The organism is Lentimicrobium sp. L6 (assembly GCF_013166655.1).
GTDB lineage: Bacteria > Bacteroidota > Bacteroidia > Bacteroidales > UBA12170 > UBA12170.
Map to the genome: position 1 here is coordinate 15,577 of NZ_JABKCA010000058.1, position 21,260 is coordinate 36,836.

General features: G+C 34.7%; 14 protein-coding genes and 2 tRNA genes. 11 read left to right on the forward strand and 5 right to left on the reverse strand.

Annotated elements, in window-relative coordinates:
- The 6 genes from HNS38_RS21150 (at window position 1) to HNS38_RS21175 (ending at window position 4,675) form a co-directional block, all read left to right on the forward strand.
- Window positions 1–1,014 (forward strand): GNAT family N-acetyltransferase, encoded by a 1,014-nt coding sequence (locus HNS38_RS21150; RefSeq protein WP_172281241.1) that lies wholly within the window; start codon window positions 1–3, stop codon window positions 1,012–1,014.
- A 1-nt stretch (window position 1,015) separates the two neighbouring features.
- Window positions 1,016–2,680, forward strand: a complete 1,665-nt coding sequence (locus tag HNS38_RS21155; RefSeq protein ID WP_172345905.1) for a hypothetical protein — start codon at window positions 1,016–1,018, stop codon at window positions 2,678–2,680.
- Window positions 2,680–3,387 carry a 2-phosphosulfolactate phosphatase gene (locus HNS38_RS21160; RefSeq protein ID WP_172281237.1) on the forward strand — a complete coding sequence of 236 codons (708 nt, stop codon included), beginning with the start codon at window positions 2,680–2,682 and terminating at the stop codon, window positions 3,385–3,387. Before HNS38_RS21155 ends, HNS38_RS21160 begins: the two co-directional genes overlap by 1 nt.
- A gap of 26 nt (window positions 3,388–3,413) precedes the next feature.
- Complete coding sequence (locus tag HNS38_RS21165) at window positions 3,414–4,250, forward strand: S1 RNA-binding domain-containing protein (RefSeq protein ID WP_172281235.1); 837 nt, start codon at window positions 3,414–3,416, stop codon at window positions 4,248–4,250.
- A 99-nt stretch (window positions 4,251–4,349) separates the two neighbouring features.
- Window positions 4,350–4,424, forward strand: a tRNA-Val gene (locus HNS38_RS21170).
- Between the two features lie 176 nt (window positions 4,425–4,600).
- A tRNA-Val gene (locus tag HNS38_RS21175) sits at window positions 4,601–4,675 on the forward strand.
- Window positions 4,676–5,099: 424 nt separating this feature from the next.
- On the opposite strand, the gene HNS38_RS21180 is transcribed toward HNS38_RS21175, so the two are convergent.
- The 3 genes from HNS38_RS21180 to HNS38_RS21190 form a co-directional block, all read right to left on the reverse strand.
- Window positions 5,100–7,199, reverse strand: a complete 2,100-nt coding sequence (locus HNS38_RS21180) for a PQQ-binding-like beta-propeller repeat protein (protein ID WP_172345904.1) — start codon at window positions 7,197–7,199, stop codon at window positions 5,100–5,102.
- Between the two features lie 135 nt (window positions 7,200–7,334).
- On the reverse strand, window positions 7,335–8,798 hold the full coding sequence (locus HNS38_RS21185; protein WP_172284265.1) for a transglycosylase SLT domain-containing protein: 1,464 nt from the start codon (window positions 8,796–8,798) through the stop codon (window positions 7,335–7,337).
- 44 nt (window positions 8,799–8,842) lie between these two features.
- On the reverse strand, window positions 8,843–10,216 hold the full coding sequence (locus HNS38_RS21190; protein ID WP_172284267.1) for an MFS transporter: 1,374 nt from the start codon (window positions 10,214–10,216) through the stop codon (window positions 8,843–8,845).
- Between the two features lie 198 nt (window positions 10,217–10,414).
- On the opposite strand from HNS38_RS21190, the gene HNS38_RS21195 reads away from it, so the two are divergent.
- Window positions 10,415–11,506 (forward strand): mannose-1-phosphate guanylyltransferase, encoded by a 1,092-nt coding sequence (locus HNS38_RS21195; RefSeq protein WP_172284270.1) that lies wholly within the window; start codon window positions 10,415–10,417, stop codon window positions 11,504–11,506.
- An 85-nt stretch (window positions 11,507–11,591) separates the two neighbouring features.
- Here the strand turns inward: HNS38_RS21195 and HNS38_RS21200 are convergent, their stop codons facing one another.
- Together HNS38_RS21200 and HNS38_RS21205 are read right to left on the reverse strand one after the other, a co-directional pair.
- A complete protein-coding gene (locus HNS38_RS21200; RefSeq protein ID WP_172284272.1) occupies window positions 11,592–12,122 on the reverse strand; it encodes a dihydrofolate reductase family protein in 531 nt (176 codons plus the stop codon).
- Window positions 12,123–12,128: 6 nt separating this feature from the next.
- Window positions 12,129–12,995, reverse strand: a complete 867-nt coding sequence (locus HNS38_RS21205; RefSeq protein ID WP_172284275.1) for a ChaN family lipoprotein — start codon at window positions 12,993–12,995, stop codon at window positions 12,129–12,131.
- A 224-nt stretch (window positions 12,996–13,219) separates the two neighbouring features.
- Here HNS38_RS21205 and HNS38_RS21210 point away from each other — a divergent pair, with 224 nt between their 5' ends.
- The 4 genes from HNS38_RS21210 to HNS38_RS21225 form a co-directional block, all read left to right on the forward strand.
- Entirely contained in the window at window positions 13,220–14,875 is a 1,656-nt protein-coding gene (locus HNS38_RS21210; RefSeq protein WP_172284277.1) for a S41 family peptidase, read from the forward strand.
- A 1-nt stretch (window position 14,876) separates the two neighbouring features.
- Window positions 14,877–16,481: an O-antigen ligase gene (locus HNS38_RS21215; protein WP_172284279.1), complete on the forward strand. Its 1,605-nt coding sequence runs from the start codon at window positions 14,877–14,879 to the stop codon at window positions 16,479–16,481.
- Complete coding sequence (locus HNS38_RS21220) at window positions 16,465–16,941, forward strand: WbuC family cupin fold metalloprotein (protein ID WP_172284281.1); 477 nt, start codon at window positions 16,465–16,467, stop codon at window positions 16,939–16,941. Before HNS38_RS21215 ends, HNS38_RS21220 begins: the two co-directional genes overlap by 17 nt.
- A gap of 589 nt (window positions 16,942–17,530) precedes the next feature.
- Window positions 17,531–21,260, forward strand: a 3,730-nt coding sequence (locus HNS38_RS21225) for a hypothetical protein (RefSeq protein ID WP_216663616.1), incomplete at its 3' end; no start/stop codon positions are given.

The following is a 21,260-nucleotide window of genomic DNA, read 5'->3' on the forward strand; positions in this document are numbered from 1 at the left end:
ATGATAGAATATTTCATTCATAAAAACAATATTGGAGATTCTTGGGATGATTTTGTAAAATCTCATCCCAGAGGTAATTCTTTTCAAATGAGTTTGTTTTATGAATTTTACATACACACTAGTGAGTTTCGTCCTTTTTATTGTGTGGCAAAAGATAGCAATAGTAAAAAGTTACTGGGAGGATTCCTATTTGTGATTCAACGAAAAAGTAAGCGAATCCCAGATAGGTTTTTTAGGCGATCATTAATTGTTGGAGGACCTTTGATTCCTACCAATGGGGAGAAAATACTCGATGGATTACTGAAAGTCTATGCTGATTTTACTAAACACAAAGCTATTTATTCTGAAATTAGAAATTTACACAGTTGGAGCCATCAAATAGATGTTTTCTTGAGGAACGGCTTTAAATATGAGGCGCATTTGAATTATCAGATTCCTCTGACTAATCGTGATGTGGAAGCTTCATTTAGTAAAAGTAAACGTCGTCAGATTAAAAAAGCCATAGCCAATGGAGCTAAAATCATTAAAAAACCAGATATTGGCCAAGTCAATCAGTTTTATGAGATTCTAGCCGATTTGTACCGCACAAAAATTAATAAACCACTTCCTGATTGGCATTTCTTTGAGAGTTTTTATAATCATGTGGTTCAAAAAGGTCATGGGAAATACCTTTTGGTGCATTATGATGGGAGGATAGTAGGAGGGATTATGTTGCCTATTTATCAGCATAAAATGGTATATGAGTGGTATGTGGCTGGATTAGATCAAGAGTGTAAACCCGCTTATCCTTCAGTAATGGCTACATGGGCAGGTATAAAATATGCCATGGATAATGACTTCACAGGTTTCGATTTTATGGGTGCCGGAGTACCATCACATTCTTATGGCGTTCGTGAGTTTAAAAGTAAATTTGGAGGAAGAATCCTCAATTATGGCCGTTTTACCAATAGCCATTACAAAGTTTTTCATTGGTTCATTAAAATGTTCCTAAAACTATTTTCTAAAAATGCATAATATGAAGAAATATATAATAGGATTGATATTGATGTTTTCGGCTTTGATTAATATACATTCTCAAGTGGTGTATGAACATATTAGCAATGAAAATATCTATGATTATTTAGATGAATTGGCAACTGAGGGTTGGATAGAAATCAATAGTGTAATAAAACCCTATAGCAGAAATTTTATCGCAGAGAAACTGGAAGAGGCGGAAGGATATCGTAACGAAATGTCTCAAAGACAATCTAAAGAACTTGATTTCTATTTGACAGGTTTTACCTTGGAATTACATGATAGGTTGAGTTTAAATCCTAAGGTTAACTTTCTTAAGAAAACTGACGGGTTTGGAATAGATATCAATCCCTTAGGAGGATTCTATCAAGATAAATTATTTAGCTTTCAAATACAGCCAGTCTACGGTTATAATATGTTTAATAACGATAATGGAACAGAGTCTTTTAGTTATGGTGGGCTGCAAGGTTATGGATATATAGGCGAGCATGTTGGCGTTTATGCCAGTCTCCGAGATCATCATAGTACAACTATTTTTAATAAGACGGATTATTTGACTCCCATGTCTGGAGGGAATTTTAAGTATAGAGACGGAGGAGTGGATTGGAGTGAGATGAGAGGAGGAGTTACTTTTAGTTGGAATTGGGGAGAAATAGGCGTGATAAAAGACCATTTTGAATGGGGAACCAATACCCACGGCGCCAATATCTTCTCAGGTAAGCAGCCATCGTTTGCTCAAATAGCTATTAAGTTAAAACCTGCTTATTGGCTCGAGTTTAATTATGTTCATGGCTGGTTGGTGAGTGAAGTAGTGGATAGTGCGCGTAGTTATTGGGATGGTACAAGCAATGATCCTCGGTATCGCTCCGTATTTCGCAAAAAGTGGATGACAGCTAATATGTTCACTGTTCGTCCCATAAAAGGATTAAATGTTTCCATAGGAAATAGTATTGTTTATAGTGATGTGGATCATCCAGCCTTCTGGATGCCCATATTTGTTTACAAACCTATAGACCATACATATAATGCTACAGATAGTTATGGGCAAGCAGGACAAAATTCTCAGCTCTTTGCTGATGTTTCTGTGAGGTTGATCAGGCATTTGCATTTATACGGCGCTTTATATTCCGACGAGATAAAATTCGATAGGATGAAAACCGATTCGCTTCATAATTTTTGGAGTTGGAAAGGTGGTTTTCAATTAAGTAATTTCTTGGTGAACAATTATGAAATAGGTTTCGAATACTCTAAAACATTACCAGGTACTTATCAGCACCCAATATCAACGACAACCTTCGAGTCTAATAAATATAATATGGGGCATTATTTACGAGATAATAGCGATGAAATATATTTCTACCTCAAGTTTAAACCCATTAGAGGCTTGCATATAAAAGGGGAAGCTTTTATCGCACGCCATGGTCCGGATGCCAAGTATGAAACGGGTAGTGATATTGTAGCTACGCCGTTTATGGAAGAGGTAAGTTGGAAGAATACCACCTATGCTTTGAATATTAAATATGAAGTCGTGAATAATGTATATGTTTGGGCCAATGCCACCATTAGCAATATTGAAGGAGATGAGGAATTGGTAAAAAAATGGACGCCAGAATTTTATATTGGAAACCAGACTACATTGTCAGGTGGGTTTAATATTGGTTTCTAATGCACGAAATAAATGTGATATTTCGGCATCAGGATGTGGCTCCTAAGGAATTAGTTGGACAAGTAGCTGTTGTGATAGATGTGCTTCGTGCAACTTCTGTCATGGCCACAGCTTTGGCAAATGGTGCCACAAAAGTAAAGACGGTTCAAACTTCTCAACAGGCTCTAACTCTAAAAACTCAAAATACTAATCTACTTTTGGCTGGCGAGAGAAATGCCATAAAGTTAGCGAAATTTGATTTTGGTAACTCTCCTCTTGAAATGCGTAGCGAGCTTATTGATGGAAAAGAAATAGTTCTCTGTACATCCAATGGGACTCAAGCGGTAGCAATAGCCCATCGTGCTATAAAAGTTGTTACAGCTGCTTTTGTAAATATGAAAGCAGTAGTTAAACGATTAGATTTATTAGAAGAGGATATCACCATCATTTGTTCTGGAACTAATGGGCAATTTAGTCTAGATGATTCATTAGCAGCAGGTATTTTAGTTAACAGGTTGACAAGAACTAAGGGCTATAAACTGAGTGACAGTGCACAATCCATGGCATTAGCTATTAAAGATGAAAATAAGCTTCAAGAGAGTTTGAAAGACTGTTACCATTTAAATTTATTAAGGGCTAAAGGATTTAAGAATGATGTGGATTATTGTCTGACTTTGGATAGCCTTAATGTGGTTCCACAATTGAAGAATGGTTATTTCGTGGTTTAAATTACCTTTGCAAAAAAAATATTGAAATGATACAATTAGGAGAATATAACGAGCTAGCGGCAAAAAGACAAACAGATAATGGATGGTATTTGGTTGATGATGAGGATTATGAGGTTCTGATGCCCAATAAATATGTGCCTGAAAATTGTGAGGAGGGTACACAAGTTAAAGTGTTCGTTTATAAAGATTCTGAAGATAGAATTGTAGCTACTACAGATACGCCTTTGATTCGTGTCAATGAGTTTGCTTTTTTACTAGTAAAAGATGTCAATTCATTTGGTGCTTTCTTAGAGTGGGGTATGGAAAAGGACTTATTGGTTCCATTTAGCGAGCAACAACATAGAATGTCAGCAGGTGATACCGTGGTGGTGCGTTTAGTTTTAGATGAGAAAACTGAACGACTATTCGGTACTACCAAGCTCAATAAATATCTGGTTACAGAACATATCGTAGTTAAGGAAGGTGAAGAAGTAGATGCCATTATTATTGATGAATCAGACTTGGGTTTTAAAGCTATTATTGAGGATGCGCATCAAGGATTACTATATAAAAGTGAAACTTTCAGGACATTGGAAATAGGAGATAAACTAAAGGTTTGGGTGAAGAAAATCCGTCCAGATGGTAAAATTGATTTGAGTCTACAGCAACAGGGCTATGAAAGTATTGAGCCAGCGGCTCAGAAAATTCTAGATAAATTAGAGAAAAATGATGGTTATTTAGCACTTCACGACAAAAGTCATCCCATGGAAGTAGCAGAATTTCTTCATATGAGTAAAAAAGTATTTAAAAAAGCTTTAGGGACTCTTTATAGTAAAAGGCTTATTGTATTGGAAGATAAAGGGATACGATTGGTGAAAAAATAAATTTGAAATAATAGTTCTAAAATGGCTTGTATTTTCAAAATATCTCTATATTTGCAACCGCTAAGGACGAAAAGGAATTAGCAAAGTGCAAAATTTAATGGGGGCTTAGCTCAGTTGGTTCAGAGCATCTGCCTTACAAGCAGAGGGTCGCTGGTTCGAATCCAGCAGTCCCCACTAAAAAAGCATTTAAAACTTAGGTTTTGAATGCTTTTTTTTTGTCTAAAACCTTGGATAAATGCAAATATCATAATTCAGAAAAATATTTTAAAAATCTGATTCGTATATTTAAAAATATTCTATATTTGCACTCGCTAAGGACAAAAAGGAATTAGCAAAGTACAAAATGTAATGGGGGCTTAGCTCAGTTGGTTCAGAGCATCTGCCTTACAAGCAGAGGGTCGCTGGTTCGAATCCAGCAGTCCCCACATCAAGCACTTATAACATTGTTATAGGTGCTTTTTTTTATTTGCTCACACAGAATTAAAAGTTAAATTTAAGCAAGTTCGATATTCTTATACCAACCTAAGTGAAATCCCTTAGGTTGAAACACTCAAGTTAATAGGTTTTTCCCCCATTAGAATGCTGTTATGATAAGGTATATTTGTTCCATCAGATTTTTGAAAATCTAAGTTCTTTTTGTTTTGACACAAACCCGAATATATATACGATTATTTTGGATTTATTGATATCATAATATATTATTAGTTAATAATCGGATTGCAATCATTTGTAACATATAGATTGTACTTTTGTTTTTGATAAGGGCTGGTTTTTTGAAACCTGCCCTTTTTTTATGATCAAAAAAAACCGATACATTTCTGCATCGGTTCGTGAGTTATGCATATTTGATTAGAGTGTATTTAAATCAAAAGAAAGAATAGTCCCGCTTTTTTCCATCTTTTTAATGTCATTATATTTTCCAAAAGTATTGGTTCCATTATCTAGATTTGGCATCCAGAAGAGGATGTTTGAAAATGGATCTACTGTGTAAGAAGGGTTTTCTTTACTGAACTTCATGGGGATAAAGCCTTTGATATCTCCATCTAATTTAGAAACTATTGCTAAGCCTATCCCTCCTCTTTCTTTATCCTTTGTCATTAAAAGGACATATTTTTTAGTGGCTTTAGAATTTTTAAAACGCTCAGAAATGGCTTTGATATTATCTCCTAAATCCACAGCGTTTAAAACACCCATTGCAGCCATTTCTTGCATGTCTGAGTTTAGCTCTTGTTTGGCTTCATCCATTCCTTCTTTGTATTCTGTGACATCTTTTCGGTATTCTGCGAGATCTGCGTCATATCCTTTAGTTTCTACATAAGCTTTGTCAAGAGCATCCATTCCTTCACGCATATTTTGATCGTAAGATTCTACTGATGCAACTATCGCTTGTGATGCCGCTACTTGTGCCAAGCCACCCATAACCTTTAATGTGGCACCAAGTACATTTCCGGCTACATTTAGAAAGCCAGCTCCAGGAGCAGGGTAGTATTTTTTGTATATTGTTTTACCATCCCAGTCTAATTTTAATAAGTTTTGATCAGAATATAAAGCCAAACCATCCTCAAAAGAATCTAATCCTTTTGCTTCGTCACCGCCATCAAATTTAATTTTGTCTATATTGAATTGCTTGGCTTCTAACGTGTTCGTGTTGAATTGTATAATGTATCTTTTTGCGGATGAGTAGAAGTAAACTTGGTCTTTGTGTTTGGTTTTTAAAAGGAAATCATCTCCACCCGTTTTTAGTTCATTGTTAATGACTAATTCTTTTGTCTCATAATTATAGATGTTGGCTCCATGGGGAGATGAGATAAGTAGTCCACCTTTAACTTCTTCGAATTCGTATGGCCCAGGGAATATTTTGATTGATTTTTTCAGTTCTAAGCTCCCTTCTTCTTGATTGATGATGTTTAAGAAAAAAGTCTCAGCCATATAGGATTTCGTAATGAATGCGATTCCATTTTTACAGAATCGAGATTGTATGTAACCTCCTTTAAATTCTATTCCTTTTTCGCCCCATTTTGTAGCTCCGGTATTATAATCAACAAATTGTAGCTTGTGTTTTTTCATGGCATTATTGTCACTGGCAGGAATTAATATCATACCTTCTTTTTCAAAAATCAGGTTTTTTACTGGGCCAGTAACTTTTACTGGTTTATCCCAGCTTAATTCGCCAGTTGAGACTTTAAAAGAAGACATATATCCACCGCTAAAAACGTATAGATTTTCACCCTTAATATCTGGGAAAATATTTGAATACAATACTGAGGCTGCTTTAAAGAATCCTTCTTGATCGCCAAACATGCTTGGGTATTGTATGTTCCAAACAATTTCCCCACTTTTATTAAAGTATATTAACCTGTCATGAACAGCGGTAAAAACACCACCTTTACTATCTCCAACAGGATTACACATTAAGCCTTTAGCTTCCTCATCTTCTTCAATACTGATAAATCCACCTGCAATCTCTTTATCATGGTCAAGGTCTAAATCTTGCTTCCAGAGGAGTTTTCCACTCGTTAAACTCACCATCCAAAATTGCTCCTTATCGTTCATTTGAGTATAAACTAAAAAATTATTACCAGCTCTTACCGGGTAATAGGCATCAATATTTTCCATCCCCAAAAGCTCTGAATTGCAAATTTCTTTTCCATTTATGGCGTCAATTACTAATAACCCAGTTTTTTCACTGTCAAAATAAATGTATGGGGTGTTAGGTAGTATTTCAAAGGATCCATAATCAAAACTTTTCTTCCAGATTTGTTCTCCAGTTTTTGGGTTAAAAGCAATGGTTTCTTCATTTTCTGTTCCGCAAATTAGATTTCCATTTGGCGTGAATTTATTCCAACGAATACTGGAGTTGGCTTTTGCTTCCCAAGTGGCATCCATTTGGGCGAAAATAGTTGTGCTGAGCATGATGAATGCCACAATAATTAAGGTTGTTTTTTTCATTTAATTTTTTGTTTATATGTTTACTTGTTTGCAAGGGCGCAAGTTAGTTTATAGATAAAAAATAGAAAAGAAATCAGTTAGATTTTTGTTAACAAAGAAGGGAAGTTGGTTGAAAAACGACAAAAAGTGTATTGCTTAATTTGGGGGGGCGATACTGTCTTTTATTAAATTGGTATAATGTTGGTAACGCTCATAAATTTCATTGACATATTTATACGGCTCAGAGCCTCTGCAGTACCCATAATAAACTACCGTATCTTGATAGTATTTGGGATTTGATTTATTGAGTAAATAATAGTCAACATTATTGTTCCATTTTTCGGGGTCTTTATTGTATTTTTTAGCCAATCGTTGTGCATCTAACACATGTGCCAAACCAGCATTATAGGAAGCCATAACGAACTTCTTCCTTTCATTACTGTCGGGTACTAAAGGCTCTAGTTGACGATCAATTAGTTTGATGTATTTTGCCCCAGCTTCAATTTGAGTAGAGGGTGCCGAGGAATCTGAAACACCATATTGTTCAGCTGTTTGTGGCATCATTTGCATGAGGCCAAAAGCACCACTCCATGATTCTGCATTTGGGTCGAATTTTGATTCTTGATATATTAAACTGGCTAATAGTCTCCAATCCCAATTGATATCTTCACTATACTTTTTGATGAGCTCATCATAGGGTGAAATCTTTCCTCCTTGGTTGCTGTTATACTCACTTTTTGCCATCATTGTGGTACGAGAATTCTTAAAGTATTTATTGTAGACGTAATAGAATTCTTTAGACTTTTTATATTCCTTTAGCCATTGATTTATTTCAAGCAGTAATGAATCGGAACCAAGAGGAAGGGCCCATGCTAAATTTTGGCTATATGCTCCTAGCATTGTTTCAATATCAATATTTTTATGGTACTTTTTGTTAATAGCGCCCACATGACTGTCACAAACTGTATATTTTATTTCACCATTCTCTACTTTCTCGATTAACTCATCCACTGAAAGGTCATCTTCAATGATAAGGATATCTCCTCCGGTTTCTATGTTGATGTGGTTGAGCCTATTGTAAAATACGGATCCCTTTTGAATATGTACTGTTTTTCCTTGTAAATCAATGGCATCTCTTAGGAGGTGAGATTCAATTTCATCCCAAGTTTGCATCTTTCGCCAATTATCAGGCATTTTTTGAACCAATACCTGCCTAGATTGATAAATGGGTTCGGTAAAGAGCATGCTTTTTCTGCGTTTGGCTGTTATAGCTAAATCCATGGCTAATAAATCACATTTCTTTAGCTTAATATCTAATAATGCTTCGTTGAGATCATTTCTAACCGAGATTTCTAATTTCACCCCTAAATAATCAGCAAAAGAGTTTAGTAATTCAAATTGAAAACCCATTGGTGTTCCCTTATAAATAAAGTAACCATGGCTGTTATAATCAGTGCTAACAACGATTTTTCCTTTCTCTTGTATTTTCTTTAAATGGTTTTTCTTAACATGAGAACTAGGTGTTTTGGGCTCCTTTTTTGCTACAATCGGGGATTCACAAGCCGTAAACTGACTTAGTAGAAGCGTGAATATGAAAAATTTAAATAGTCCCCTGAGCATTGAATAATGAAATTGTTTGAGTTGACTAAAATAGGTATTTTTATTTACTTTTCATTCTTTATTCCTAGAGATAGGAGGGTGTTTAATATACTTATGCCGAAAGCAACAGTAAATACTAGTTGAATCGCTTCAGATTTTATAAGAAAGTAGCTTAGGTTTTGATGGGAGAAAAACTCAAAGGAAACTTGAAAAAATAAGCCAAATAATAAAACACCCATCAGTTTACCTATACTTTTACTAATAGAAATGCTTGCAGACCCCATTCCATGTTTCCCCTGTGGAAGACTTTTCATGCCTATTTGTGTAGTAGCAGGATAATAGAAACCCATAGCTAAACCTAGTATAACCATTGAAACAATAATGAATATCATACTAGAATCGGTATTCCAAAAACTGAACATCAGCATGGATATGCTTAATAGAATATTCCCAAGAATGACCATGTTTCTGGTGCTGAAATAGTTCCTAAAAAGATGACTGAAGTATGATAATACCAGCATTACACTCGGGGAAACCATCATTAAAATTCCTGAAGTGCTAGGATTCAAAAATCTAGTTTCTTCAAAATAGAAAGGCCTGAGAAATCGACTTCCTATATTCACTAAAAAGAAGAGGAGGAAACCTAAATTGGCTTGTCGAAAGTTGATGGTTTTAAATAGTTTTAAATCCAGAACTGGCGTGCTGCTTGTTTTTTCTTGTTTGATAAATAGAATCAGGAATAAAAGACTAGCAGAAGCGGAACCCAATTTACTTAGTACATTGACACTGGAAGATGTAACAAGGTTAAAGAATAAGATAAAGAAACCTAAAAATAAAAAACTATAAATACCACCGAGTATATCAACTTTGTTTGGGTCTATCTTTGGATTTTCGATTTTGATTTGATATGCAAAGAGGATTCCGATTATTGACAAAGGGAGGTTAATTAGAAAAACTGTCTGCCAACCAAAAGAGTGGATAAGTAGACCTCCTATTAATGGCCCTAAACTAATTCCTAATCCACAACTCATCATCCATCTTCCATATTCTTTTTGCTGTTTTGATGCTGCTACAAGTTGTTTGATTAATGCAGGACCACTCACATATAAAGCAGCCTCCGCTATCCCTTGAATAAAGCGAATGGGAATGAGCCAGTAAAAGTTTGAAATTTGAGAGGTGATTGTGGTGGTGATGCCGAATAATAAAAAAGCAGTCGTTAGAATCGTTTTCGAATTTTGGGATTCAATAAACTTTCCCATGATTAAAGCAGTTCCAGTAGCAGTTAACATGCTCGACATTAGAATTAATGAAACTGTGGTGACTGAAATATCGAAGTATTCTTTAATGGTAGGCAAGGCAATATTAATAGCAGAAAGGTCCATTAATACCATTAATGCTGCAATGTTGATTGAAATAATCAGAAAAGTCTGATTTTTCATACCTTAGGTTTTGCGTTCGTATAAATTAATTTTATTTCAGTTTTCAAAGTTATCAGCTTCGTTTAAATCTAATATAGGCATAATACTGATTTCATTTATTTTCTCAGTGGATTCTTTAAAATTTGGTAGTTTTGAAAAAAATACTTAAATTTATAGAGCAGAATTAGTTCTCACTTTTATGATTTTAAAAAACAAAAAATGAATAAAAATAACTTTTGTGTAATCATGGCAGGTGGTATTGGAAGCCGCTTCTGGCCAATGAGTCGCACTACTACCCCCAAGCAATTTATTGATGTATTAGGAACTGGAGAAACATTAATTCAACAAACTGTTAATCGTTTCAGGAAAGTTTGTCCTATCGAAAATATATATGTAGTCACCAATGATTTGTACAGGGAAATGGTAAAAGAACAAATTCCAGATATGGAATATGACCAAATTCTTTGTGAGCCTGCTAGAAGAAATACAGCGCCTTGCATTGCTTATGCAAATTATAAGATACAATCTATAAATCCTAATGCAAATATTGTTGTAGCGCCATCTGATCATATTATTTTAAAAGAGGATGTTTTTGTTGAAGTCATTAAGTCTGCATTAGAGGCTACAGCCAATAATGATTGGTTGATTACATTAGGAATTGAACCAAGCAGACCTGATACCGGCTATGGTTATATTCAGTTCGACAAGAACTTAAAAGACGATCGTGATGGGCGTATCCATAAGGTTAAAACCTTTACAGAAAAGCCAAAGTTAGAATTAGCTAAGGAGTTTTTGAAAAGTGGAGATTTCCTATGGAATGCAGGAATATTTGTTTGGTCATTAAAGAGTATCCAAAAGGCTTTTGATACCCATTTAGCCGATGTGAGTAATATCTTTAAAGAAGGTATGGGAATGTATAATACAGAACGTGAAGAGTTGTTTATTGAAAACGCCTATTCTATTTGTAAAAACATTTCTATTGACTACGGAGTAATGGAAAGTGCCGAAAATGTATATGTTCTGAGTTCTGATTTTGGATGGTCCGATTTAGGCACATGGGGTTCTTTGTATGCCATCAGAGATAAGGATGAGAATGAAAACACCATACTCGGTAAGAATGTGATGACCTATGATACTAAAAATAGCATTGTAAATGTAAAAGGAAATAGGTTGGTCGTTTTGCAAGGTCTCGATGATTACATTGTGGTTGATGAAGATAATATCCTGTTAGTTTGCAAGAAAACAGATGAACAAAGCATCAAAACCATTGTGAATGATGTGAAGGCTACTAAGGGCGATAAATTTGTTTAAACATAAAATAGTTGTATTAAAAGGCTCTGATCTCGAAAAAATCAGAGCTTTTTTTGTGCTATTAAAAAGGTTGGAAAATATAGGTTTATCTCACATATTTCAGTTGCAAAACCCCATTAGTATAATGTTTGCTTTCCACCAAATTCAGTTTTTTTTCTTTGATAACTCCATGGAAGAGTTTGACCCCATGCCCTAACATAATGGGGATTATATTTAATATAATTTCATCAATAAGGTTATAATTGATAAGGATTTGATTCACCTGTCCTCCTCCAACAAGAAAGATATCTTTGCCATTTTGTCTTTTCAACCTGTTTACAAAAGAGGCAATGTCTTCTTCGATAAATTCTATATCGTTATTCCCCTTTAAACCTTGCTGACGAGTAAAAACATAATTCTTTTTGTCTGGGTAGGGGAATGGTTTATTGAAGCCTTTAATGATTTTATAGGTAGTATGACCCATGATAGTGGTGTCTATAGAATTATAAAAATCTTGACGGCCATAGTCTTCTCCTTCAATTATATATTCTGGTAAATCTAACCAGCTTACATCGCCATTGGCTCGAGCGATATAATGGTCGAAGCTAGTAGTGATATATAGTTTAAGTTTTCTCAAAATATCCTAATGAGTTTTTGTCATGTCTTCGTCTACAGCAAGAATGAAATCAGCAAGATTTAAATTTCCCTCTTCTAGTTTTTCAATTTCAGACTGTTCTACACTTGCAATAGTCACAATTTTTAAATTAGGATTGGCTTGCTTGAGATACCATACTATTCCTTCAAAATTATTACTATGAAAGGTCCCATGATAATGAAGGAATTGCTGACCTTCTTTTAGGTTTTTTAAGATAAAATGAGCCATAGTAGCGTCTTTAATGGCTTGTGCTTTAGGGAGGTTTTCATTGGCGTGACCCATATCTTTCATCATTTCCATCATTTCTTTGTAAGCAGGTAATTCAGCATCATAAACAATAGGGATTTCTGCTAGAAATACTTTTGAAGCTTCTGGTAATTCCTCCAAAGCTTCAAATCCTTTTTTATGAACGATACTGGCATATCTTCTAGGGACATTTGTAGCTATAAAGTCTAAATTATTTGTTTTGGCAAATTCTAATAATGGTTTGTAATCAGTTTTGTAATTTGGCCATAATCTAGCATCTGCTTCAAACTTTTTTGCTGCAAAAAAGTCTGCAAAATATTCGTCAATAATAATTTGGTTATCCGATTCGAACATCTCTGCTCCAAGAACTAAGCTTTCTCCATTTACATCAAAAAGATCTTTTGTTAATTCAAGTTGCAGCCAATGGCATATCGGGTTGTTGTGTAATTCTCCAAACATTACAATGTCAGCATCCTCTATGGATTTTATCATCTTTTGATATTTGATGGTTTTACCGTCTTTTTTGAAAATTTGATAGGAGGGTTTATCCGTTTTGAATGCAATAGATAGTATTACTAGTGGGATAATAAATAATAGAAATCGTTTCATATAGGTTTTGTTTTTAGCAAATGTAAGGTATTTTTTTATTTTAAATTTCTAGTTTCAATCCAATGCTTTGCCGAAAAAATTAAAAAATAATCCTGCATATATTTCATTAATAATTAAAGTACTATTTTTCACATATTGACGTTATATTTTATATGGTGTAATATCTTCAATATATCTTTTGATTTATTGTTTAAAAAAACCGAGTTTTGTACAAAATTAAATCTATGCGCAGTACTTTTACATTATTCCTAAGTAGTTTACTCTTGCTATCACAAATTGCTGTAGCACAAAATAAATCACATGCATTTGAGATATCAAAGAATTTAGATATTTATGCTACACTTATAAAGGAGCTTAACAATAATTATGTTGAAGAAATAAATCCCGGAGAGCTGAATACCATTGCATTGGATGCTATGTTGTCATCTCTAGATCCTTATACTATTTATATTCCGGAAAGTAAAATTGAGGATATGAAATTCTTAACCACCGGAGAATATGGTGGAATAGGAGTCAGTGTAATTAAACGAGATGATAAAGTTATAATAGCATCATTAGAAGGTAATTCTCCAGCTGTAGAATCTGGTTTGTTGGCTGGTGATGAGGTTATAAGTATCGATGGTCAAGATCTATCCGAATTAACAGATGAAGAAATTAGCCTATTATTAAAGGGGCAGCCTGGAACACCAACTCAAATTGTTCTTAAACGATGGGGAATTACAGAATTTATTATAAAAGAAGTGCTCAGAAGGAATTTAAATGTAGATAATATCCCTTTTTATGGAATGTTGGATTCAGCTTATGCGTATATTAATTTAACCTCTTTTACTAAAGATGCGGCATCAAAATCGGCCAAAGCATTTTTGGAATTAAAAAAGAATAATCCGCAGGGATTAATTTTCGATTTAAGAGGAAATGGAGGAGGCTTGATAGGAGAGGCTGTTGATATTTTGAATATTTTCATCGATAATGGTCAAGAAGTGGTTAGAACAAAAGGTAGATTAAGAGAGAAAAACTATATCTACAAAACACGTAAATCAGCCATTGATTTGGAAATGCCAGTCGTATTCTTAGTGGATAGAAACTCAGCCTCAGCTTCAGAGATTGTAAGTGGAGCCATTCAAGATTTAGATAGAGGGGTTATTCTTGGGGAAAGAACCTATGGAAAAGGCTTGGTTCAGAGTGTATTGCCCTTAAGCTTTAATTCTCAATTTAAAGTTACTATTGCTAAGTACTATATTCCTAGTGGTAGATGTATTCAGGCCATTGATTACTCTCATAAGGATAAAAATGGAGATGCAATCCTTGTAAATGATTCTTTGTTGGAAGCCTTCAAAACAAAAAATGGGCGCACTGTTTATGATGGTCGCGGCATTAAGCCTGATGTTATCTTGTCACCTAAAGACTTTAGTGATATCTCTGAGGCTTTAATTGATAAATTTCTAATATTTGACTTTTGCACCGAATATAGACTAAGCCATGATAGTATTGCAGCAGCTGATGAATTTGAGATTTCTGAGGTGATTTGGAATGATTTCTTGACTTTTCTTAAAGGTAAGGATATATCATATAAGTCAGCGTTGGAATTGCAGTTGGACAAGATAAAAAAGCAAATTGTTGCTGATAGTTTGTATGATGGCTTGGAGGAGATTTGTGAACAGATTCAACAAAAAATAGATGCTAAAAAGGAAAACGAGATAGAAGAGCATAAAGATGAAATAATCAGAATTCTTAAAACAGATTTAGTGAGTCGCTATTATTATACAAAAGGTGTTATTGTAGCCAACCTCTATGAGGATAGAGCAATCGCAAAAGCTATATCGCTAATTTCAAACATCGAAGAATATAATAAGATTCTAAAAATAGACGCCAACAAATAATATGGGTTTTCAAAAGGGTTTAATTAGTGATACGTTATATGAGAAGCTATTGTTCTGGGCTTTAGCATTAATGGTAGTTAGTATCCCTTCGTCTCGTGTATTGATGAGTATGTCGCAAATGGCTTTCGGAGTTCTATGGTTAGCTCATGGTCAATACAGAAAGAAATGGAGCGCCTTTATAAATAATAGAGTCGCTGTATTAATGGTTTCTCTTTTTGTTATCCACTTCATTGGGGTATTCTACTCTACGGATATAGATTACGCTCTGAAAGACCTACGGACCAAAGTTCCTATCCTTATTATTCCATTTATGTTTAGTGCTTTCCCGAAAATCAATTCTGAAAAACTTTATACGCTTTTAAAGCTATTTATAGGCTCTGTGATTATGATATCACTTTATGTGTTTGTAGAACATTATAATTCTCAGGAAGTGATAAGAGACTTGATAAGTAGAGAAGTTTTTTCCCATATTCGTTTTAGTCTTAATTTGAATTTGGCCTTATTTTTTATTGTCATTCTGCTTTGGAAGCAAAAATTGGGTTTTATGGGTAAGATATCTGCTATAGTTGTATTTGGATGGTTGTTTTTTTTCCTATTAAAACTAGAAGCATTTACTGGTATCGTTGTATTTGCTGTATTATTGCTTGGAATGTTCATGTTTGTTGCAATTAAGGTAAAAAAAATCATTATTAAAATTTTATTGTGGTCAATTGTATTTTTCTTACCTCTGTTTATTGGATTTTATTTACTTGACTTTTATGAAAAGAATACAAAGCTTGAGGAACTAGATATTGAGAATTTGGATAAGTGGAGTCCATCGGGTCATTATTATTATCATAGGCTAGATTTGGGTACAGAAAACGGTAAATATGTTTATGCATATATTCAAGAAAAAGAACTAAGAGAAGAATGGAATTCAAGAAGTGAGATAAAATATGATAGCTTAGATAGTCGGGGGCAAATGATTAAGTATACGCTAATACGATATTTAACCTCAATAGATCAACGAAAAGATAAGGAAGGCGTTATGTCCTTGACTAAAGAGGATGTAGCTAATGTTGAAAATGGTATAGCAAATGTAAATTACACTAAGGGTTTTGGTATAGACGCACGTTTAATGAAGATTCTATTGGAATATAATAATTATATTCGTACTGGCGATCCTAGCGGTCATAGTGTGATGCAGAGAATAGAATATTGGAAGACAGCTAGCTATATTATTAGAAATAATTTCTGGATTGGTGTAGGTACTGGAGATATGAATATTGCTTTTCAAGATAAATACGATTCTGTTGATTCAAAATTAGATTTAAAATGGCGCTTAAGAACGCACAATCAATATTTGAGTATATGGGTGGGTCTTGGAGTTTTAGGCTTTTTGTGGTTTATTTTCGTTCTTATTTATCCGGTCTTGTATTTAAAAGCATATAAAGATCTGTTTTTTATGGTATTTTTTATAACACTATTGGTTTCTATGTTAACGGAAGATACAATTGAGACACAAGCAGGACTTAGCTTCTATGTGTTTTTTTATTGTTTGTTTTTGATAATAGTGCCTCATGAAAATATCCAAAATAAAATTGTTTCAAATGATCAAAATCGATAGAAAGCTTCTTGATAGATTAACAGAAAGTGCAAAGAATAGTGAACGGAAGCGCATGAATTATAATTTCCACCCTCAACTAGATGATCCTATCCAACGACTCTTAAATGCATTAGAACCTGAAACATATTTACCACCACACCGTCATCAGGATCCTGATAAGGAAGAAGTGTTTTTGGTGTTACGAGGGAAGCTAGTACTTATAGAATTTGATGATGATGGTTCTGTTTTATCCCATATGATAATAGAACCTCAAAACGGAACCTATGGAGGAGAAGTGGCATGTGGGGTTTGGCATACTTTGATTTCATTAGAATCAGGAACTGTGATTTATGAAGTTAAGAAAGGACCATTTGCTCCAATATCACGAGATAATTTTGCTTCTTGGGCTCCTCTGGATAGCTCTTTGAAAGCAAAACAATATCAGGAGGAATTGTTAAAAAGCATTGGAATCCTCAGGTAAATACCTCCGGTTTAAACTAATATTTCATTTATATCCTGTTTATTTTGTGCCCATAAAGATTGCGAAAAAATTGTCTTTTCTGTGCCTTTTTCTATTTGTTTCGAGATTTTATTAGAGGGTAAAATTGTTGAAAACTACATAGTATACTCGATATAGGTTGTTCATGATTGATTCCCAAATAATAAAAAATCAAGAGATGTAATTTTTTATTTCAATTATTCAAAAATGTTTAATTTCTTTGGTGTACATCTTCTGGACATTGTCCAAAAGTAAGCATAACTCTCTATACATTAGTTAGATGTATTCTTAATTGTGTTGATCCTTTATTTCCCTTTGTCAACATTAGACTGTTCATTTTCTGTGACTTAATTTCATATACGTGCGCAACTTAAAATTATATTTGAGTAGATGATTATTAGGTCTTTAGCAGCTTGTCAACAATTTGTTAATAACTGCTTGAGAATTATTATATACGGAAGAACTCAAGATTATAACCACAGAGAGTAATGAATTTAGATTATTGATCATTTGTATGGTGGAGAATCGAAATTCAATATTGTATTTTAAACCTATTGAAATTAATTCGCATATGAAAGCACGGGTACTAATTGCAATCGTATTTTTAAGTTTATTTATTCATCAGGCCATTAGTCAGACACAAACTTATATCGATAATTTTGGGTCCCAAAATTATGGCAATAATGATGGAACCAACAATTTTCTAAATAATTGGTCAGAGACTGTTGATACAGATCTTGGTCCTACTGGCACATATATTTATATAAATAATGGTCGCCTTTACTTTAGCTATATCTGGACTGAAACAATACAACGTTCTCTATCTATTCCAGCAGGTTCAGAAGCTACCTTATCGCTTTCGTATAATAGTTCGAGTATAGGTTTAGGAATTTTGGCAGTTCAATTATATAATAATACCTCTAGTAGTTGGGAAACTATTGGGACTATTGATAGTTCTCCATCTAGCGGAACAATTAACTATACCTTGACTGGGGATCAAAAGTCTGCTAATGCGGCTATTAGATTTCTGAAGGATGGAAATGATTGGGCTTCTTCTGATTTAGCTTGGATTGATGATGTAAAATTTGAAGTTACATTGTCACCTGCAAGTATAACAGCTACTGGCGATCAAGATTTTTGTTTATCCTCTGGGAACTCTGTTGCTATTGCTGAATCTGTTAGTATCACAGGATCAGGTACAGGAACATCAACTGTTTATGTTCAAGTTTCTTCTGGTTATGTTAGTGGCGAAGATGTATTAACCTTATCTGGGTCACATCCTAATATAACACCTTCGTGGAATGCTGTAGAAGGTAAAATGACATTAAATGGAAACCCTACTGCTTTATATTCAGAATTTGAAAATGCAATAGAGGCAATAGATTATTCAAATTCTAATCTAGCTGCAAGTGGAACTAGAGAGTTCTCAATAACTGTAGGAAATGCAAATTTTTTACCAAGCAGTGGCCATTATTATGAATATGTACCAGCTCCGCTAATTACATGGACACAAGCTAGAGATGCTGCCGCAGCTCGAACTTATTTTGGTTTAGAAGGATATTTGGCAACCTTAACATCAGCTGATGAAGGTGTTTTTGCGGGGACTCAGTCTATTGGTGTGGGTTGGATTGGGGGGTCCGATGCTCATACTGAAGGTGTTTGGCGTTGGGTTACTGGTCCTGAGGGTATAGAGGATGGAGGATTAGGAAGACAATTTTGGCAAGGAAGGGGTACGTCAAGTGGAGGTCAAACAACGGGACCTGATAATTATGCTTTTTGGAATCCGCCTAATGAACCAAATCAATCTGGGAATGAAGATTATGCACACGTAACACATATTAATGTTGGACCATTAGGTTCCTGGAATGACTTAGCTAACACTACTAGTAGTTCAGGATATTATGCTTCACAAGGTTATGTAGTAGAATATGGAGGTATGCCTGGAGATCCTAGTTTGAGTATTTCTGATGCTACACAAATTAATATTGTAAATATTCCTCATGCAGGTACAAATGGAACTTTAGACAATTGCTCTGGCAATGTTTTAACTGAAACTGATTTATTTGGTGCATTGGGAGGAACAAAGAATGCTGGAGGAGTTTGGTCACCAGCCATTTCTTCAGGAAGTAGGGTTTACACATATACTGTAAGTGCTAGCTCTCCATGTGTGGGTGTAGCAACAGCTAATGTGTCAGTATCCGAATATGAAATGCCAAATATTACTGGAACGAATCCAGGTTCTTCATGTGGAACTGGCGACGTTACAATTAGTGCAACAGCAAATGTAGGAACAATTAATTGGTTTGTAAGCTCAAGTGGTGGATCTTCTGTACATACGGGAACATCATATATTATAAATGGGTTAGCTTCAACTACAACTTATTACGTGGAGGCTCAAAATGGGCCTTGTATTTCTGCAAGGATTCCTGTTATCGCAACTATACATCCTGTCCTTACTGTGAATGCAGGAAATGATGAAACTATTTGTCAAAATGAAACTATTGTTTTAACTGGTGTTCCAAGTAATGGGAGTGGTATGTATTCTTATGAGTGGACAATACAAGGATCTGCTACTGTGCTCGGAACTAATCAGGATATTTCAGTTTCTCCTATAGGAGATCCAAATGTGAACACTTCTATAGATTATCAAGTAAAGGTAACTGATATAAATACAGGTTGTGTTAGCACAGATCTAGTAAGGGTTTATATTCGTTCTAACCCTTCTGCAAGTATTATAAATGTTAATCCTGTGTGTCCTGCTTCGAATAGTGGAAGTATTACTTTTGACTTCTCAGATCATCCAAATCGAACCAATATAAAATTTAGTATAAATGGTTCTGTTGGTTCATATATGAATTCTTCAGATAATGCAGGCTCGTATACATTTTCTGGTTTGTCAGCAGGTAGCTATGATGTTTGGACAAAATGGGGCGATAATAGTTGTCCAGTAGATCTAGGAATGGTTAATTTGTCTTTGGATAATATTCCCAATACTAATTTTAATTATAATCAAACTTCTTATTGTCAAAATGAAGGAGATCCTTCACCTAATATTACTACAGCTGGGGGAACTTTTTCTTCGACAGCTGGTTTATCTATTAATAGTACTTCTGGAGAAATAGATTTAAGTGCATCCACCAGTGGCTCTTATGTTGTTACTTATAGTATTTCTGGTATTTGTGGGAATAGCTCCATTCAGAATGTGACGATTAATGAGATACCTATTGCTACAGTTGATGGTCCGCATTCTATTGATTGTAATAACCCATTGGCTACTATTAGTGGATTAGGTTCCTCTAGCGGAGCAGGGTATTCCTATAATTGGATGGTCACAAATGGAGGAGTAATTTCAGGAGCAACAAATGGAATTAGTGTTTCTGCATCTTCAGCTGGTGATTATACATTATTAGTAGCTAATAATGTTAACTCATGCTCTAGTTCTGTTTCCACTAGTGTAAGTAGAATACCAGATAATACCAATCCTGTTTTTGCAGCCACACCAGCAGGTATCACTGTAAGTTGTATCGACGATGTGCCTGCTATGACGAATTTATCATGGACAGATAATTGTGACGGTAGTGGAACCGTTATTGGAGTAGATGGAGCCATAAATGGGTCCAATTGCAATGGAACGATTACAAGAACTTGGTCTTATACAGATGTAGTTGGTAATTCTGCTTCAACATCACAATTAATAACAATACTTGATAATATAGCTCCTATAGCTTCAAATCCAGCCAATATTTCCGTACAGTGTGCAAGTGATATTCCTGCAGTCGATATTTCCGTAGTTATAGATGAAACTGATAATTGCGACTTAAGTCCTTCAGTATCATATGTGTCGGATGTTTCTGATGGGGGTTCTAATCCTGAGGTGATTACTAGAACATACACGGTTACAGATGATTGCGGAAACTCCATAAGTGTCTCACATTTGATCACAATTAATGATGTATCAGCACCAGTTGCCAATGTAGGAAGTTTGCCAAATATTACAGCGCAATGTGAAGTGACTAATTTAACAGCACCAACAGCCACTGATAATTGTGATGGGCAAATAACCGGAACTCATAATGCCAGTTTGCCAATCATGGCTCAAGGAACAACAACAGTCACATGGACTTATGAAGATGCAGCAGGAAATACAAGTAGCCAAATTCAAAGTGTAGTTATTACAGATAATACAGCTCCAGTTGCCAATGTTGGAAGTTTGCCAAATATCACAGCACAATGCGAAGTGACTAACTTAACAGCACCAACAGCCACTGATAATTGTGATGGGCAAATAACCGGAACTCATA

Excerpts from the sequence above, each read along its gene's own strand:
- HNS38_RS21180 (WP_172345904.1), bottom strand. The coding sequence starts at position 7,199 with ATGAAAAAAACAACCTTAATTATTGTGGCATTCATCATGCTCAGCACA.
- HNS38_RS21210 (WP_172284277.1), top strand. The coding sequence starts at position 13,220 with ATGCGCAGTACTTTTACATTATTCCTAAGTAGTTTACTCTTGCTATCA.
- HNS38_RS21165 (WP_172281235.1), top strand. The coding sequence starts at position 3,414 with ATGATACAATTAGGAGAATATAACGAGCTAGCGGCAAAAAGACAAACA.
- HNS38_RS21190 (WP_172284267.1), bottom strand. The coding sequence starts at position 10,216 with ATGAAAAATCAGACTTTTCTGATTATTTCAATCAACATTGCAGCATTA.
- HNS38_RS21205 (WP_172284275.1), bottom strand. The coding sequence starts at position 12,995 with ATGAAACGATTTCTATTATTTATTATCCCACTAGTAATACTATCTATT.
- HNS38_RS21150 (WP_172281241.1), top strand. The coding sequence starts at position 1 with ATGATAGAATATTTCATTCATAAAAACAATATTGGAGATTCTTGGGAT.
- HNS38_RS21160 (WP_172281237.1), top strand. The coding sequence starts at position 2,680 with ATGCACGAAATAAATGTGATATTTCGGCATCAGGATGTGGCTCCTAAG.
- HNS38_RS21195 (WP_172284270.1), top strand. The coding sequence starts at position 10,415 with ATGAATAAAAATAACTTTTGTGTAATCATGGCAGGTGGTATTGGAAGC.
- HNS38_RS21220 (WP_172284281.1), top strand. The coding sequence starts at position 16,465 with ATGATCAAAATCGATAGAAAGCTTCTTGATAGATTAACAGAAAGTGCA.
- HNS38_RS21185 (WP_172284265.1), bottom strand. The coding sequence starts at position 8,798 with ATGCTCAGGGGACTATTTAAATTTTTCATATTCACGCTTCTACTAAGT.
- HNS38_RS21155 (WP_172345905.1), top strand. The coding sequence starts at position 1,016 with ATGAAGAAATATATAATAGGATTGATATTGATGTTTTCGGCTTTGATT.
- HNS38_RS21215 (WP_172284279.1), top strand. The coding sequence starts at position 14,877 with ATGGGTTTTCAAAAGGGTTTAATTAGTGATACGTTATATGAGAAGCTA.